This is a genomic window from Dyadobacter sp. HNCC25DJ186 (assembly GCF_056895235.1).
Genome location: NZ_JBXHAS010000001.1, coordinates 516,090 through 532,099 on the forward strand (window position 1 = coordinate 516,090; position 16,010 = coordinate 532,099).

Below are 16,010 nucleotides of genomic sequence, written 5' to 3' on the forward strand. Positions count from 1 at the left end.
AATTTATTTTTTCAGAACGACAACTTTCAGTTTAAATTGACGGGCTTGTCCGCTTGTGTTAAAAGTATCGATCAGAATCAGGTAATACCCGGTATCCACAAGGTTACCATTTTCATTGGTACCATCCCAACTGATTTCACCAGAGGTACCAATGAGCTGATTTCTGACCAGATTTTTAATCAAACGACCGGCGATATTGTAAATTCTTATGGTAGCTGTTTCACCCGCTGTGGACAACTTGTAAATTATTCTGGCAAAATCATCCATACCATTGTTTCCGGGGATGAATGCTTCGGGCTCCACAAGAAACGTACTTTCATTTGTTTCCGGTTTCATCTGCGAATTCATATAACCGGGAGTTGCGTTTCCTGACGTCGAAGCCGCCGAATGCCAATTATCCGTAAGTTGGGAAGAAACGAGCACATCCTTTTTTTCCAGCGAAACGCCTTTTGGGTCAGTGATCAGCGGATCGTGCATCGTTTCTGAATAATCAAAACGATCAAAAATTGCATTTGAACTATCACGCAGCATCACTCCGCCAGCGGTGTTTGAAAAAGGGGGTAACGCATCAATTTGGAAAAATTTTCCGGTTTTACCCGATGGATATGCATCCTTCGTCCGGCGCGTATCTGTGCTTATTGCGAGATAGGTATGAGGTGCCAGAATAAAATTTTCGTGAGTTATAGTTCTGAAAACGTCCGGCAGTCCGGCCTTTATGTTACCAATTGACCAGTTTTTTAAACTGATAAATTTGCTCGATGTATTATAAATTTCAACAAAATCGACTCCGTTGTCTGGTGGATTAAACAGAATTTCATTTAACACCACGTCACCAGAATCTGCTTTACCGGGAAGGCCAATGGTGAGTTCGGTTTTTCGTAAAATATTCCCGGAACAATCCGCCAGATTACTGATTGAGACAGCATACCCAGCGCCGGCAATAAGTGGTGAACTTAGTGTTAAAACCAGATTTTTAAATATTGGCGATTCAAGTTTTCTAGCCAATATTTGTCTTCCTTCGACCTCAATCTGTGCACCGGAGACCGCATTCAGGCTGTCTAATTTGTCATTGAAGATCATCCGTAACTCTTGTGTCGAAATAATATCAATTCTTTCAATTTCGGGAGGGGAGTTATCAATGGCATTACCTCTCACACTATTTGGTTTTCCTGGCGTGCCGCCACTGATATCTATTGAAGTTTTCCAATTTTCATCTTCTCCACAAGGATTCAGTAAGTCAATCATTTCGATCGCATAGCCTCCATTTCTCTTATTTTCGTCCCACCATTTCAGGTTATAAGTGATAGAAAAAATTAATGTCTTGGTCCGGTTAAATAGAGAAAGCGTCGCGGTTTCATTTGGCAGTATAAGAGAACCTACCGGGATTACATGGTCGTAATTTTTTATCATGTTATAACCTGCCTGACCACAAACAATGTAAAATATTCCCGGCAGAATGATTGAATCAGGAAATGGTACAGATCTGGTCCCGATTATTAAAGTCCAGTTTTCAAGATTGATCGGCTCCTGCGAACGGTTGTAAATTTCAATATACTCTACCTCCGGCAAGCCAACCGCCGGACTCGGATCAGCCATAATTTCGCTGATCACGATGTTGCTATAATTCTGTCCGTGACATATTGTTTGAAGAGCTGCCAGGATACAAAAAAATAAAACCCTGAGAAAATCCATCACCATATCATTTTTAAATCATTGATAATAGTGATACGAAAAAAGCTGATTTGAGTAACCGGATTCAGTTTGCTTTTGATGAAGTATAAAAACAAAAAATTCAACCCCGGTAAGAGTTGAATTGATTTCCTGACAATTGATGTCCCGAATATTCTATTATTTGCTTTCTTCTGATGCGGCAGGAGCTTCAACATTTGCTTTTGGTGCAGCCACGGCCGGTTTCGCTGATGTTTTTACCGATGGAGCAGCCTTTGGCGCAGCTGATTTCACAGGAGGAGTTGCAGCAGGTTTAGAAGCCGCCGAAGCTACAAGATTAGCGAGTTTCGCGCTTTTGTCAGCTTGTTTTTTTTCTTTTTTTGATTCCTTTTTAGGTGATTTTGCCTTTTTCTCCGCACTCTTAGCTTCTTTTATTTTTCTCTTTTCTTCATCCTTTACGAATTTAGAAACTTTCTTAGCCAGCTTGGCGGCTGCCTTTTCAATCGATTTCTTTATTTTTTTAGAATCAGCCGATACTGAGTCTAGTTTTACAACCAATGTTTCTGCGATTTCAGAACTAAGTTTTTTTGTTGCGGATTTCATAAGACAAAAATTATTTAGATAAATAAGAAAAGACGAATAACGCTGCTAATTTTCTTAATTTCAGCACTTTATTAAGCGAAATACGTCCTTATCTTTTAACCTACAAATACCGTCTATTAATTTGACATGAACAAATAAATGGTGTTATTTTTATGTTAAATTTTTACTTACAAATGCCCATAATACAATCCCAGCTGAAACAGATACATTGAAAGAATGTTTGGTACCAAATTGAGGAATCTCAATGCATCCGTCTGATACAGCAATTACGTCATCCGATACTCCTTCAACTTCGTTCCCAAATACAAAAGCATACGGGATATTTAGTTCAGGTTCGAAATTCTGCAGCAACGTACTCCCTTCTGCCTGCTCGACCGACAAAATTTTATATCCCTCTTTCCTGAGTTTCTCTACAGCAGACAAAGCACTTTCTTCCTTCTCCCAGACTACTGAATTTTCTGCACCCAGCGCACTTTTTGTAATATCCCGATGCGGTGGATTTTGCGTATATCCGCATAGGATCAATTTTCTGGCCCGGAACGCATCAGCAGTTCTAAAAAATGACCCAACATTGTTCAGACTTCTGATATTGTCCAACACGATAACAAAAGGAAATTTGTCTGACTCTTTGAACTCGTCTATTGACAACCGGTTCATTTCCTCAATAAGGAGTTTTCGCATAAATTTTGTCTCTTTACTTTATATGTTTGTCGACAAACCTACGATGATTTAAGAGAACATCGAAAACTATTTGCAACGGTAATTTGCTTGAATCTAGCACCATAAACACTCATTCAAGCCCCTAATCCACAACAATAAAATTAGTTTCAAATTTTAATCAAAATTTTTACTACATTTAAAATAGAATTTAGTTTATAAAAATAGAATTTTTTTAACATATCCTGTTACCTAATTAACATTCCATCGTCTAGGGATAGTATACTTGACAGTTATAAATTCTTAGCCCTGCGTCGTGAAAAACTTAATCCTTTTTGGTGTTACTTACTTTCTTTTGGCATGTCCCGTGCTGGTCGTTGGGCAGCAGCCTGAAAATGATCCAAACTTTTCAGTTTCGCACTACACCGAGGAAAACGGCTTGCCGCAAAACACTGTAAAAAACATAAGTGCAGATTCGGAGGGTTTTATATGGATAGTCTCTGAAACTGGATTGGTACGGTTTGATGGGCGTAATTTTTATCTTTTTACAAAATCCAACCTACCTATTTCAAACAATAGGTTTTCGATGCTACAGCCTGATGTTTCCGAAAGCCGAAACGTAAAGAGATTTTATGCTGTCGCTGAAAATTACGAATTTATAAGGATTGAATCCGGCAAAGCTCTTTTGGATTCTGAGTATTACAACAACTGTATTTTAAGAATTCCCTTTATGCGGAATCCACGAAAAACTTCCATTTTAGCAAATGGAGCCCCTAACTATATGCGGGAGTGGGCCGATCCTCCAAATTACATCATCCCGATAGGTTCCGGAAAAGGCAACTTTTACATATGCCATCATGAAAAAATTGAATATTACTCGAACTGGAAAAAAAAATTCGAACTGCCTTTCGCTGATTTAAAATATTGGGACTGCTTTACGATTGATAAAAATCTTTATCGTTTTACAAAAGATGCCAGCCTTACCAAAATAACAGGTACCGGGTTGATAAGGTTTGAACTCACTGGAGACATTCTGAAGGACAAAGCCTATAACGATCAAAAAAACCGATCGGAGATTTACTGGAATAACATTTCGGATCAGGTCTTCGTTTATTTCAACAAAAATCTTTATCAAATAAAGGAGACGTCGGGGAATAACCTAAACACTACCCTTGTTCTTAAAAACTTCGATTTTGGAGAAAGGAACATCTCTTCAATTCATTTTGACGGTCAAAACCAACGTTTTTTTTTAGGAAGCGTCACCAACGGATTATATATTTTAAAGCGTAAAGAGTTTATCACACTGCGAACCACGGGAAGCAATCTTGATAACGTTTTCTACGGACAAACTGCGTACGACTCTAACAGCGTTTTAACCCCACGAGGATTTGTATTAAGCAGGAACAGGCAAGGCACAGCCACGATCAATAAAGAATTATCTGTTATCAGTTCTGAAAAAAACGCTGCGGATAGTTATGGAATATTGACTGACAAACAGGGAAAAGTCTGGCGAAAATCCGGGGGCGTCATTTATTGCTACCAGATCAAAGAAAATAAATTGATAGGATCCTGGAAGATCAACGCTGAGATTAATCACATATATGAGGGAAACGATGGTACAATCTGGATCGGCACCCGCGAATCAGGTTTATTCAGGATTAACCTTTCCGACCCTAAACCAGAACCCAAGCTCTTTAAAAAAGGTGACCTGAGAAGAATCTCATTTATTTTAGAGAAAAATTCTGACACGTTGGTCGTAGGGACAGACCATGGGGTTTTTCTGCTCAACTTGTTATCAAAAAAAACGGATGTAATAGAAGGGACGACCAAACTTTATGTCAGAAGCATGCATATTGATCAGTCAACTGGTAAGAAAAACCGGGGTAATATCTGGATTACGACCTATGAAGACGGTTTATTTTTATTCGGTGAAAATGGTTTAACTAAGTTCCCGCTTGATAAAAATGAGTTTCTGACAGGAGCTCACTGTATTTTCGCTGACAAGAATGATTTCTTCTGGATTACGACGAACAAGGGGCTTTTTAAAGTAGCTAGAAAAGATCTGCTCAATTATGCTTCCTTATCTAAAACGGGTGGCACTTCGGACGTTTTTTACCTTCGGTATACCAAGGAGCAAGGCTTTTACACGAACGAATTCAACGGCGGGTGTCAACCCTGCGCGATAAGATTAGGTAATAAATATGTATCACTCCCATCGTTGGACGGTCTGGTGTGGTTTATTCCTGAGGAAACGCGTCAGGAATTACCGACAAACAAAATCCTGCTGGACCGCTACGAACTTCGCGGCGCCCATAACTTCATTTCAAACGACACATTAAATTTCCCGGTCGATCCGCAACAAATCAAAATTCATTTGGCTATGGCCTACTTCGGCGATCTGTCTAATCTTGATATTTCTTATGCCATCCTCAGGAATACGGATAAAAGTCCGATGGGACCAGATTGGCTGGATCTGGACGGGAGAGAAACAACGATTTCCCTGGGTGCATTAGGCACTGGCAATTATTCCCTGTACGTCAGGAATATCAACGGTTTTGGAGTCGGTAATTATACGATAAGGAAAATTACGATCATTGTCCCTCCGGCATGGTATGAAACAATATGGTTTAAGCTTGCCTGTCTGATCCTTGTAATTTTAGCGGTATATTTATTTTTAAAAGTAAGGCTCAAAATCATTAAAAAAGAGAATCAACTGCTTGAATTGAGAATTGCAAGGCGTACAAGGAAATTGGAGCATACGCTGGGTGCGCTGGAAAAGTCAGAGCAAGAGCTGCAACGACAAATGCACATACAAACCAGGCTCATTGCTTCGATGTCACATGACATCAAAACGCCTCTAAAATTCGTTTCCAAGTCTGCGGGACGTATTGATCTGATGGTAAGAAACGAAAAATTTGAGTCCGTTTCTGAGCTTGGAAAAACAATAGAATTTACGGCTGATCATATGCACCATTTACTGGAAAACCTGATCGGTTATGTCAAGACACAGGTCTATGGCAGCAATATTCAGTTGGAAGAGACAAATCTAAAGCAATCGCTCAGTGAAAACCTGGAGATATTTAAGGGGGTTTTCAATGAACATTCTAATACTTTCATCAACGAAGTGGACGGCAGTGTCACCGTTAATACCAATCCGCAGCTCCTGGGTATCATAGTTCATAACCTGGTGGATAACGCCAATAAAGTCTGCCAGGGAGGTTTCATAAAAATGCATACCGAAAAACGGCCTCCTTATACGCACCTTATCATTTCAGATACGGGACCGGGGATGCCAGATGAAATTTTGCAATGGCTTAATAATGAATCAAAATCAGATTCTTACGAAAAGTCGAAAGTGCTGGCTAAATCGTATGGCGGACTTGGCTTAACGATTGTCAAAGAGATTTCTATGACACTGAAAATAAAAATATTTGTTGAGAAAATTGATGGGACCCGTATTCATCTCATATTTAAGGAAGATAAATGATCCTTAATTGTCCTGCGCTTCCGTCTTGTATAATTCGAGCTTTCTAAACATTTCTATGACGTTGCTTACTTCCATTTTCTCAAAAATACGCGATTTATAGGTACTGATAGTCGTTTCTTTCAGATTCAAAACGGCTGCAATTTCCTTTGTCCATTTTCCTTGCGCTAATAGATACATAACTTCAAGCTCACGTTTGGAGAGATCCTCAAGTGGATTATAACTGCCGTATTTGTGATCAAGAATATTCTTTACCATTAACCTCTGAACCTTGCTGCTAATATACTTTCCATCATTCAGTACAGACGCAATAGCCACTTTGTATTCATCTTCCAAAGCTCCTTTTGATAAATAGCCGTTCGCTCCTGCATTCAGATAATGTAATGCATAAATCTCCTCTTCCAGTCCGGAAAAAATTAAGATTTTTATCTCAGGCTGAATTTTACGAATAATCTGAATCATCCGGTTATTTTCACCGCCCGGAATATTTATATCCAGCATCACCATATCGAAGTTTATTTTCGAAAGGATATCGAGCGTGGCACTAAAAGTTGAGGCTTGCTTAACTTCAACTCGGGCAAACATATCCGTTATTAAGAAATCAATGCCCATTCTAACGATTGCATGATCTTCGACAATTAAAATTCTTTTCATTTATAATATCTGCTACTGAACGAAGAAGAAAACAAAATTACTGAATTATAGCAACTCTAACCTTGAAAAATTTTCTACTTATTTGTAGAATTAAATCTACTTAATTTTTCAGGTATTTGACCAGGTATTTGTAAAAAAAAACAGATGCCAGGAAATTCCTGGCATCTGACTCTTGATCCGGTTAATACCAATATCAACTATCAATAAGTTTGATTTTTGTAATCAATTCCACGATATTTTTAACCCCCATCTTTTCAAAGATACGAGCTTTATAAGTACTCACGGTAGACAATTGCAGACTCAGCTTCTCTGCGATTTTTGCCGTCCCAAACCCTTCTTTCAAAAGGTTCATGACATCTTTCTCCCTTGGAGAAAGACTTACGATTGGATCTGGAAGAAACTCCTTTGGATTGATAAGTCTGTTGATGTTAATCTGCTGCATATCTGCACTCATGTACTTTTTATTATCCAGTACGCTCAAGACAGCAGTTTTGAACTCATCTTCCGCAGCGTCTTTGGATAGGTATCCATCTGCGCCAGCCTGTAGATATAGTAAGCCATACAATTGTTCGTCATAACTTGAAAACATAAGTATGCGAATTTCAGGACGCTTAATCCTGATAGTCTCTATCATTTTTGTGTTATTCCCGCCGGGAATGTTAATATCCAAAATAAGCAGATCAAAACTTTGACTACTTAATTCCAGAAGCACTTTCTGAAATGTATCGACACCCGTAATTTGAGATTCCGGTATCAGAGATTTTAGGAGGTGTTTTGTTCCGATTCGTACAACTGCGTGATCCTCGGCAATAAGTATGTGCTTCATGAAAAATTTATATACTAGATGACACTAGAAATAGTATTACTCCAAAGTTAGAATTAATTATGAACCAAAACACGAAATTGTCGCCATAATTCTAAATACTTGGTAAATAGATGTAATAACTTCCTAATAGATGGTGAAAAGATAATTAAATTATAATAAAATACCCTTGAATTCAAGATTCAGTGTGCCACAATCTGGCAAAATATATCCTTTTCTAACGATTAAACCCGCGCCATTTTATATTAGAGGTACAAGTTAGATATTTTAGTTAAAAAACAGCTTATTAAAAGTAGCGTTATTCGTTTTTTGCATAAAAAAATTTTCAACTTTTAAATTACAAAGATAATTCGATAAAAAAAATCATGCTAGTCCTACATAATTTTGAATTTCAATCTACAAATAGATAGAAAGAATGCATCCAATCACAAGAACTTCTTTTAAATAGCTATAAAGCAAGTACTTAATGATTTTTTTGTTAGTAGTTTTACGCATAAAAACCAAAAACCACCAATTATTTGGTCGCTTAAATGATATTTTTATCCCCACTGGAATCGGGGAATATTATCCAACGGTATGAGAAAGTCTTTATCTCTGATATTCAATTATTGCAATTAATTACACACAACTGGAAATTTTGGAAAACCTGAATAGTGTCTGGATAGAAGATTCGTTTCAAGTACGACTCTTTGTACCGAATTTACCGGGAGATGAACTTTATGCTTTCCAACCAGATCTGTTTAACACTTCCCGGCATTTGAAAACGCAAGGGGACAAAATATTCTCCTTTCTTCTTTACCGAAACGATTATCCACATATTCTTGCTTCTATTCATTTTTTCAAAAGTACTGATAGGCCAGAATTTCACTCGCCGATCCGTGCATCTTTTGGGGGGATAAATTGTCATGAAGATTGTACTGACGAAGCACTGATTTTTTTACTATCATGTGTCATAAAAACAGCAATTGATCAGAACCAGAAATTCCTGACCATTACCACCCGACCATCATGTTACAACCTGACGCTTCACAAACGTTTGAATAAAATTTATTTGAAAGCTGGCTTCCGAAATTACAAAGTACAGCGAAATTTACACATTGAAGTTAGCCCATATCCTTTTTCCGAAACGATTTCCAGGCAAGAATCAAGGAGACTGAATAAGTGCTTAAAGGAAGGATTTCTGGCAGGGAAGGAAGAAACTCATCCTGACACGACCTTGTATAATTTTATCAGAAACTCATTTAATGAGAAAGAATATCCTTTATCGATCTCCGAGAATCAGTTACTTAATTTGTTTACACAATTCCCAAATGAAGTTTTACTATTTACTGTAAGACATCAACGCCAGCTAATTGCCGTAAGTGTTGCCATTCGGATTAATCCCGGGGTATTATATAATTTCCTAATCGCTGATCTAATTTCATACAGAAGTTTCAGTCCGGTTGTGATGCTTTACGATGAACTTTATCATTTTTGCCAGAACCAGCAGATAACAATACTGGATCAGGGAATTTCTGTGGATAATCATGGAAATGAAAAGCCGGATTTAATCCGATTCAAGAAAAATGTGGGTGGAAAGGAATCGTTGAAAATTACTTATCAAAAGATTCTTACCGATTAGATTGCTAAACGATTTAGAATATTGCACATCAAAAAGCAGCATCTTAAATATAGCTGAACGGATCGCCTAAAACCAACCCTTGTATTTGCTGACACTGAAACGCCAGGATTTAAGGTACTACTTCGACACTGCAATTTTGCACAGGGGCCACAAATATACTACATTAGCACTCTATTTTAATATTTGCATTGATAGCGGGAATAATTTCAAAATCCCCCAATTTTAGAATGAAATTAAAAACGATAAAGACGGTTCTGGGCCATCCCTTAAACAAGGACAGGAAGGTAAAAGCATTGTTGACACTCTTCAAAAGAGGACTGGTTATTCGCCTGCACAAACATCCCATGATTTACCCTTTTGTCGAGCATGTTTCGCTGGTTGTTGATAAGGGTATGTCGAGTGCGGAACTGCAAATTTATACTGGCTTATACGATACCAATGAAATGCTTTTTGTGATGCACTATCTGCGTCCGGAAGATACATTTGTAGACGTGGGCGCCAATATTGGTGTTTATTCAGTTCTGGCGTCAGGGATAACGGGCGCAAAATCATTATCGTTTGAACCAATTCCCTCTACATTTGCAAATCTGAAACGTAATATCAATTACAATAATTTACAGGATAGATCTGAGCTCTATAATCTAGGGGTTGGGGATAAGGAAGAAACGCTGATTTTTTCAAATGCGCTGGATGCGATCAATCATGTAATTAATGACAACACTTTCAGTGGTCCTGTTACTGAAGTTCCTGTAAATTCTCTGGACAACTTACTGGTTGATAAAAACGTAAGTTTACTAAAAATTGATGTAGAAGGTTTTGAGGCCAATGTCATCAATGGTGCTTCAGAAACGTTGGAAAGACCGGAGTTGAGGATTATTATTATGGAAACCAATGGTCTTTCGGACCAATATGAATTCGGCCAGAACTATATCCATGATAAGTTATTGAGCCTGGGTTTCGTTCCTTACAATTACTTTCCTGCTGAAAGAAAACTAACTAAAATAACGGCTACAAATCCTGAAAACACAATATACATCCGGGATCTGGCTTTTGTGGAAAACCGTATCAAAACGTCAAGAAAAATTAGATTGGGTAGTGATTTGATATAGAAATTATTTCAAAAATCTTTTCTGTAAACCACCTACTAGATCATTGATTTCTTCAGAGATTCTGAATTTCACTACCAGAAGTATGAAGAAAATAATGATGATTGATGATCGGATAGCCATCATCAACATAGCAGATAGTATGGTTCTGTCGTAATCAGGAGAAAGAAAGGTGAGCGTGTATAAAACGCCAAGAATTAGTGCAACCTGAAAAGTTTTATTTGTGAAAGGAAGAACTCCAAATTTCCACCATACGAAGGTCATTCTGGCGATTGAGTAAATCAAAGTTGTGAATGCCGTGGCGATTGCTGCACCTAAAAAACCATGAATTGGTATTAACCACAGATTTAATAAAAATCCTATAAAAGCAGAAGCGATAATAAATAAAGTACCGAATCTAAAGAACTTTGAATACAAAATAATTTCCGTGTTCAGACCAGTTGCGATGTCAAACACTTTCACCAGCGCCAGAAAAAGCACCACATATTTTCCTTCACCATAAGTACTTCCTTTGGGTATCAAAAAGAAGATATCATCAATGCTAGCCCAGATTAAAAGAAATACAACACCACCCGCAATAAGCTGATTTAATGCTGATTTTTGATTCATCATTCGAACATGGTCATAATCACCCTTTACCAAAGAAGCTGCCAATAAGGGAATGGAAATTTGGGCAATTGCTTTTCTTGGAATTTCAATTACACCGGCAATATAAGATGCAATAATAAATATCCCGGCACTGATTAGTCCTTTTTCGCCAGCCACCATCGTTCGGTCAATGAAAAGCATGAGGTTTACTCCTATGCCCCCAAGCAATGTGAATCCTCCATATCCAAGCATTTGTAAAATCAACGAGCGCGTCAGGATTTTTTTATCGGGAAGCCGGAAGTATAATCTACCGAGCTGTTTGATATAACCCAACAAAATAACAATTGCCAAACCATACGAAGCGACATACAGAAAGAGATACACTTCAAAACTCAGCCAGCCAAAACCAAACATTAAAATCAGCAAGACGTTTGCTAATTTGAGGTACACTTCTCTGATAAAGTTGGGAACGGCAATTCGGGAATTATTCCGACAATAAGCTTCCAGGACAAAAATATAAATCCAGAATATAGTTAGAGGAATAACCAGATAATGATATTTCAGCAGCATCGGAGAATTCTCAGCAAAATACGCGTGGATTGCTGGTGTGAATACGAGATAAATAATCCCAAAAATCGCAGCACCTACGAAAGGAAGAAAAAGGAGAAACGCTAGAATTCCATGATGTTCCTCCTCGTCATTTCGAAAAAGACTGAAAAATTTGTCCGCTATAAATGGAGTTCCTAAATGTGCAAATGCTGCAAAAAGCAAACTGTTTTCAAACAGCAAACGCGAAAGTCCTAGCTGTTCTACAGATAGAAATTTCGTAGAAACATACATCTGATTGATGATACCAATCCCTACCCCAATATACGATCCAAGACCAGCTTTAAGACTCTGACGAACAACGATTCCCACTCTGAAAGTCTATTTAGCGTATTTCTGTATCAATATTGCTGCGATACGTTCAGCGGCATGTCCATCCCAAAATGGAGGAATAATGCCTTCTTTTACTCTTCCGGCCAGGATATCCTGTACCTTTTCAGCAACAGAAACCGGATCCAGGTCACTTAATAAAATGTTAGTTCCTAATTCCACAGTAACCGGGCGTTCTGTGCTCGCACGGAAGGTTAGACAAGGCACTTGCAGATACGTCGTTTCTTCCTGAATCCCACCTGAATCGGTGATGATCAAAGCAGCATTTTCCATCAAATGTAAAAATTCAAGATACCCTTGCGGTTCCATTAAAATCACATTTTGAAGACTTTGCAGTTCATCCAGCAAACCCCAGGTTTCCATATTTTTCAGTGTTCTTGGATGAACAGGAAAAAGTACGGTTTTATTTTTTGAAGTTTCTTTGATGATTTTCAAAATATTGGTCAATCCTTCTTGAAAATCCACATTGCTTGGACGGTGCATCGTCATCAAAACATAGGATTTTGGCTCTAATCCAAGATCGCGTACCAGCGTTAACGTCGAGGCTTTCTGACGATAGTATACCAACGAATCGATCATCACATTTCCGACAAAATGTACTTTTTCATCCGGAATGCTTTCTCTTTTCAAATTGTCAATACCTGCTTGTTCTGTAACAAAAAGATCGTCAGCGATACAATCCGTCATGATCCGGTTGATTTCCTCCGGCATTCCACGGTCACCACTTCTCAAACCTGCTTCCACGTGAACGACAGGGATATGTTCTTTCACAGCGACCATCGCACAGGCAATTGTTGAATTCACATCCCCAACGACCAGCACGACATCCGGTTTTTCAGCCAGCATTACCTGTTCAAATTCGATCATGATCTTGGCCGTTTGCTGCGTATGCGAGCCGCCGCCGATACCGAGAAAATAATCCGGTTTCGGTAATTCCAGCTGATTAAAAAACACATCCGACATACGGGCATCGTAATGCTGACCGGTATGAATGATTTTAGAATCGATTTCAGGATGTTGTAAAAAAGCGCGGTGCAACGGAGCCACTTTCATGAAGTTTGGACGGGCACCAACAATACTCAGAATTTTCATTTTTTAATCAACCAGAATTTAAACAGATCAATGCGCCAAAACATAATGGAAGGCAACCATGTATTCTTTCAGCACACTGTGTATATTGATTTCTTCTTTTATTATGCGCAACGAATTTGCACCAAAGGTGCTGATTTTTTCGGGATCCTGAAGCAACGTTTTCATTTTTAGGTTCAGACTTTCCTGATTCCCGTTTTCAAAATAAAAACCATTGTATCCTTCCCTTACCAAACGTCTTTCCGTTCCATCCGCAACCGAACAAATAACCGGCTTGGCAAAACACATGGCATCATTAATGGATAACCCACCCATTCCACCTAACAAATAAATTGACGAAACATGCAGATATTTACCCAGCGTTAATGCATCATAAACTCCGCCGACAAATATTACATTGTCAGAAACACCAAGTTTTCCAGCCAACTTTTTAAGATTCTCTTCTTCCGGACCAAAACCTACAACCACCAATTCTATATCAGGAAAAAACCGTTTCAAATCTTTAACCGATTGAATAAGCATATCCACGCGTTTCCATTTCACCAGTCTTCCCACATGAATAACACGGTGTGGATTCGCAGGCAAAATTTCGGGTTGTTTTAAAACTTCTTCGTAAGCAGCCAACAATTCGTCGGTATCCGGAGAATTTGCGGCGATAAATATTTTTTCTTTGGGCACACCATAACTTCCAATGATATCGCGGCCTTCATCGTAATAATTGATATGCGCATCGGCCAATGGAAGATATAATTTCCGAAGCCAGGTTATTGCACGGAAATAAAGTGCACCTTTCCAGTTTTTTTTATTGGCATCAAGATCTTCTGTAATGTTTTGTCCCGAATAATAGTACTCCTGACTTTTCCCCCAATACGCAGTGTTAAAAGGTATATCCCGGCAAATTAATTTTGCACCGATTTTTTTCAGTTTGAAATAGAAAGGAGGATTTAGTACCAGTTGAAGAAAATAAGGCCAGGAAGACATTACAATTATGTCCGGTTTTATTTCCTGCAAAGTCGGGATAAGATTTTCAAAAAAAGACTTTCCGTACCAGGTTGTAAACTCAGGAAGTTCAACCAACCGGAAGTTCGCCGCCGATTTATCTTCCTTCACGCCAGCGCCCAGCGCTTTGCTTTGTTGGGTAGGTTTGACGAGAATAACTTCGATTCCGTAGTCGGAAACCATTTTATTCAATATCAAGGCAAAATAATGCGGCAACCCCGCCATAACAAAACAAACACGCATGCGTCAAAAATCTTGTGGTAATTCCTGCAAAAGTACACATTCGCAGACAATTTTAAGAAGGGAAGAAATGTTTCGCTTACTTTAATGCAATTGAGATAATATCGAAGGCGAAAATTTAAAAAGTATTAGAGAAGAAAATTAACCGGAATCATTTTTGAATTGATTCCGGTTGCAGGTATTTTTTATAGTCGTGAATCGACTGAATCTTTTGGTAAAGTGGATTTCAGATCAAAAAGAACAGAATTTGTATTTGTAAAATCTGTCAGCTTCAACTCTTTAAAAGTATCATGCGCAACGGCTAATACAACGGCTTCATATTTCCCGTTTGGTTTATCTGCCAGGGCGATGGCATACTCATGTTTAACCTCGTCCGCCGAAGCCCAGGAATCACACACATCAACCTCCATACCGAAATCTTTCAATTCTTTATAAACATCGACAACACGCGTATTGCGAATATCCGGGCAGTTTTCTTTGAACGTGATACCCAAAATTAACACACGGCTGCCTTCAATTTTATGTCCTTTTTTGATCAAAAGTTTAACCAGTTTGTTAGCAACAAAAACACCCATGGTATCATTTACACGGCGACCAGAAAGGATTACTTGGGGATAATAACCCAGAGACTCGGCTTTGTAGGCCAGATAATACGGATCGACACCAATGCAATGTCCGCCTACCAAACCGGGTTTATATTTCAGGAAATTCCATTTTGTTCCGGCAGCTTCCAAAACTTCCGTCGTATCAATTCCCATCCGGTCAAAGATCAACGCAAGTTCATTAACAAAGGAAATATTGACATCGCGCTGGGCATTTTCAATTGCTTTTGAAGCTTCGGCAACTTTGATACTCGATGCCAAATGCGTCCCGGCTGTGATAATGGTTCCGTATAAAGTATTGACAAATTCACCGATTTCCGGTGTTGAACCGCTGGTAACTTTTTTGATTTTGGTCAACGTATTGACCTTATCACCCGGATTTATACGCTCCGGAGAATAACCGCAGAAAAAATCAATATTGAATTTTAAACCACTTACTCTTTCCAGAACCGGAACACAATCTTCCTCGGTGCAACCCGGATAAACTGTGGATTCATAAATGACGATATCTCCTTTTTTTAAAACTTTACCAACGGTATCACTCGCTTTCAAAAGTGGGCCAAGATCCGGTTTTTTATAGTTATCGATCGGCGTCGGAACCGTTACGATAAAAATGTTGCAGGTCGCCAATGCTGACAATTCATCTGAAAATTGCAGATCCTGAACACGTTGTAAATCCTCCGAAGAAATTTCCTGCGTTCGGTCGTAGCCACGCTTCAATTCAGCGACGCGCTCCTTATTAATATCAAAACCAAGTACTGAATATTTCCGGCTGAATTCCACCGCCAGCGGCAGACCAACATAACCAAGACCAATAATTGCAATTTTACTTGCAGCAATTTCTGACAACATTTTGGTAAAATTTAAAACGAGGACATAAAACTAGCCATATTAATTATGATCAGAAAATTTTGGGGGAATCTGTGGAGATGGAGTTTAT

Annotated in this window: 12 protein-coding genes; 4 read left to right on the plus strand and 8 right to left on the minus strand. The window is 38.6% G+C overall.

Annotated elements, in window-relative coordinates; all coding sequences use genetic code 11:
* Positions 1 to 3: 3 nt before the first annotated feature.
* Positions 4 to 1,692 (minus strand): lamin tail domain-containing protein, encoded by a 1,689-nt coding sequence (locus AC1XUO_RS02165; RefSeq protein ID WP_483328112.1) that lies wholly within the window; start codon positions 1,690 to 1,692, stop codon positions 4 to 6.
* Between the two features lie 139 nt (positions 1,693 to 1,831).
* Between AC1XUO_RS02165 and AC1XUO_RS02170 the strand changes: the two genes are divergently transcribed.
* Positions 1,832 to 2,293, plus strand: a complete 462-nt coding sequence (locus tag AC1XUO_RS02170; RefSeq protein WP_483328113.1) for a hypothetical protein — start codon at positions 1,832 to 1,834, stop codon at positions 2,291 to 2,293.
* A 128-nt stretch (positions 2,294 to 2,421) separates the two neighbouring features.
* Here AC1XUO_RS02170 and AC1XUO_RS02175 read toward each other — a convergent pair whose 3' ends face one another.
* Positions 2,422 to 2,952 carry an RNA methyltransferase gene (locus AC1XUO_RS02175; protein WP_483328114.1) on the minus strand — a complete coding sequence of 177 codons (531 nt, stop codon included), beginning with the start codon at positions 2,950 to 2,952 and terminating at the stop codon, positions 2,422 to 2,424.
* A gap of 292 nt (positions 2,953 to 3,244) precedes the next feature.
* Between AC1XUO_RS02175 and AC1XUO_RS02180 the strand changes: the two genes are divergently transcribed.
* Complete coding sequence (locus AC1XUO_RS02180) at positions 3,245 to 6,415, plus strand: sensor histidine kinase (protein ID WP_483328115.1); 3,171 nt, start codon at positions 3,245 to 3,247, stop codon at positions 6,413 to 6,415.
* A gap of 3 nt (positions 6,416 to 6,418) precedes the next feature.
* Here the strand turns inward: AC1XUO_RS02180 and AC1XUO_RS02185 are convergent, their stop codons facing one another.
* Together AC1XUO_RS02185 and AC1XUO_RS02190 are read right to left on the minus strand one after the other, a co-directional pair.
* Positions 6,419 to 7,066, minus strand: a complete 648-nt coding sequence (locus tag AC1XUO_RS02185) for a response regulator (protein ID WP_483328116.1) — start codon at positions 7,064 to 7,066, stop codon at positions 6,419 to 6,421.
* Positions 7,067 to 7,259: 193 nt separating this feature from the next.
* Positions 7,260 to 7,892: a response regulator gene (locus AC1XUO_RS02190; protein WP_483328117.1), complete on the minus strand. Its 633-nt coding sequence runs from the start codon at positions 7,890 to 7,892 to the stop codon at positions 7,260 to 7,262.
* A gap of 634 nt (positions 7,893 to 8,526) precedes the next feature.
* Between AC1XUO_RS02190 and AC1XUO_RS02195 the strand changes: the two genes are divergently transcribed.
* Both AC1XUO_RS02195 and AC1XUO_RS02200 read left to right on the plus strand, forming a co-directional pair.
* A complete protein-coding gene (locus AC1XUO_RS02195) occupies positions 8,527 to 9,510 on the plus strand; it encodes a hypothetical protein (protein WP_483328118.1) in 984 nt (327 codons plus the stop codon).
* A 227-nt stretch (positions 9,511 to 9,737) separates the two neighbouring features.
* Positions 9,738 to 10,619, plus strand: coding sequence for an FkbM family methyltransferase (locus AC1XUO_RS02200; RefSeq protein ID WP_483328119.1), 882 nt, complete (start codon positions 9,738 to 9,740; stop codon positions 10,617 to 10,619).
* Positions 10,620 to 10,622: 3 nt separating this feature from the next.
* On the opposite strand, the gene AC1XUO_RS02205 is transcribed toward AC1XUO_RS02200, so the two are convergent.
* The 4 genes from AC1XUO_RS02205 to AC1XUO_RS02220 form a co-directional block, all read right to left on the minus strand.
* On the minus strand, positions 10,623 to 12,122 hold the full coding sequence (locus tag AC1XUO_RS02205; protein WP_483328120.1) for a lipopolysaccharide biosynthesis protein: 1,500 nt from the start codon (positions 12,120 to 12,122) through the stop codon (positions 10,623 to 10,625).
* A gap of 9 nt (positions 12,123 to 12,131) precedes the next feature.
* Positions 12,132 to 13,232 carry a non-hydrolyzing UDP-N-acetylglucosamine 2-epimerase gene (gene wecB / locus AC1XUO_RS02210; protein ID WP_483328121.1) on the minus strand — a complete coding sequence of 367 codons (1,101 nt, stop codon included), beginning with the start codon at positions 13,230 to 13,232 and terminating at the stop codon, positions 12,132 to 12,134.
* 27 nt (positions 13,233 to 13,259) lie between these two features.
* Positions 13,260 to 14,471 carry a glycosyltransferase family 4 protein gene (locus AC1XUO_RS02215; protein ID WP_483328122.1) on the minus strand — a complete coding sequence of 404 codons (1,212 nt, stop codon included), beginning with the start codon at positions 14,469 to 14,471 and terminating at the stop codon, positions 13,260 to 13,262.
* Between the two features lie 182 nt (positions 14,472 to 14,653).
* Entirely contained in the window at positions 14,654 to 15,922 is a 1,269-nt protein-coding gene (locus tag AC1XUO_RS02220) for a nucleotide sugar dehydrogenase (RefSeq protein ID WP_483328123.1), read from the minus strand.
* Positions 15,923 to 16,010 lie beyond the last annotated feature (88 nt).

Coding starts and splice junctions, on each gene's coding strand:
- AC1XUO_RS02220 (WP_483328123.1), bottom strand. CDS start 15,922: ATGTTGTCAGAAATTGCTGCAAGTAAAATTGCAATTATTGGTCTTGGT.
- AC1XUO_RS02215 (WP_483328122.1), bottom strand. CDS start 14,471: ATGCGTGTTTGTTTTGTTATGGCGGGGTTGCCGCATTATTTTGCCTTG.
- AC1XUO_RS02175 (WP_483328114.1), bottom strand. CDS start 2,952: ATGCGAAAACTCCTTATTGAGGAAATGAACCGGTTGTCAATAGACGAG.
- AC1XUO_RS02165 (WP_483328112.1), bottom strand. CDS start 1,692: ATGGATTTTCTCAGGGTTTTATTTTTTTGTATCCTGGCAGCTCTTCAA.
- wecB (WP_483328121.1), bottom strand. CDS start 13,232: ATGAAAATTCTGAGTATTGTTGGTGCCCGTCCAAACTTCATGAAAGTG.
- AC1XUO_RS02200 (WP_483328119.1), top strand. CDS start 9,738: ATGAAATTAAAAACGATAAAGACGGTTCTGGGCCATCCCTTAAACAAG.
- AC1XUO_RS02170 (WP_483328113.1), top strand. CDS start 1,832: ATGTCCCGAATATTCTATTATTTGCTTTCTTCTGATGCGGCAGGAGCT.
- AC1XUO_RS02185 (WP_483328116.1), bottom strand. CDS start 7,066: ATGAAAAGAATTTTAATTGTCGAAGATCATGCAATCGTTAGAATGGGC.
- AC1XUO_RS02190 (WP_483328117.1), bottom strand. CDS start 7,892: ATGAAGCACATACTTATTGCCGAGGATCACGCAGTTGTACGAATCGGA.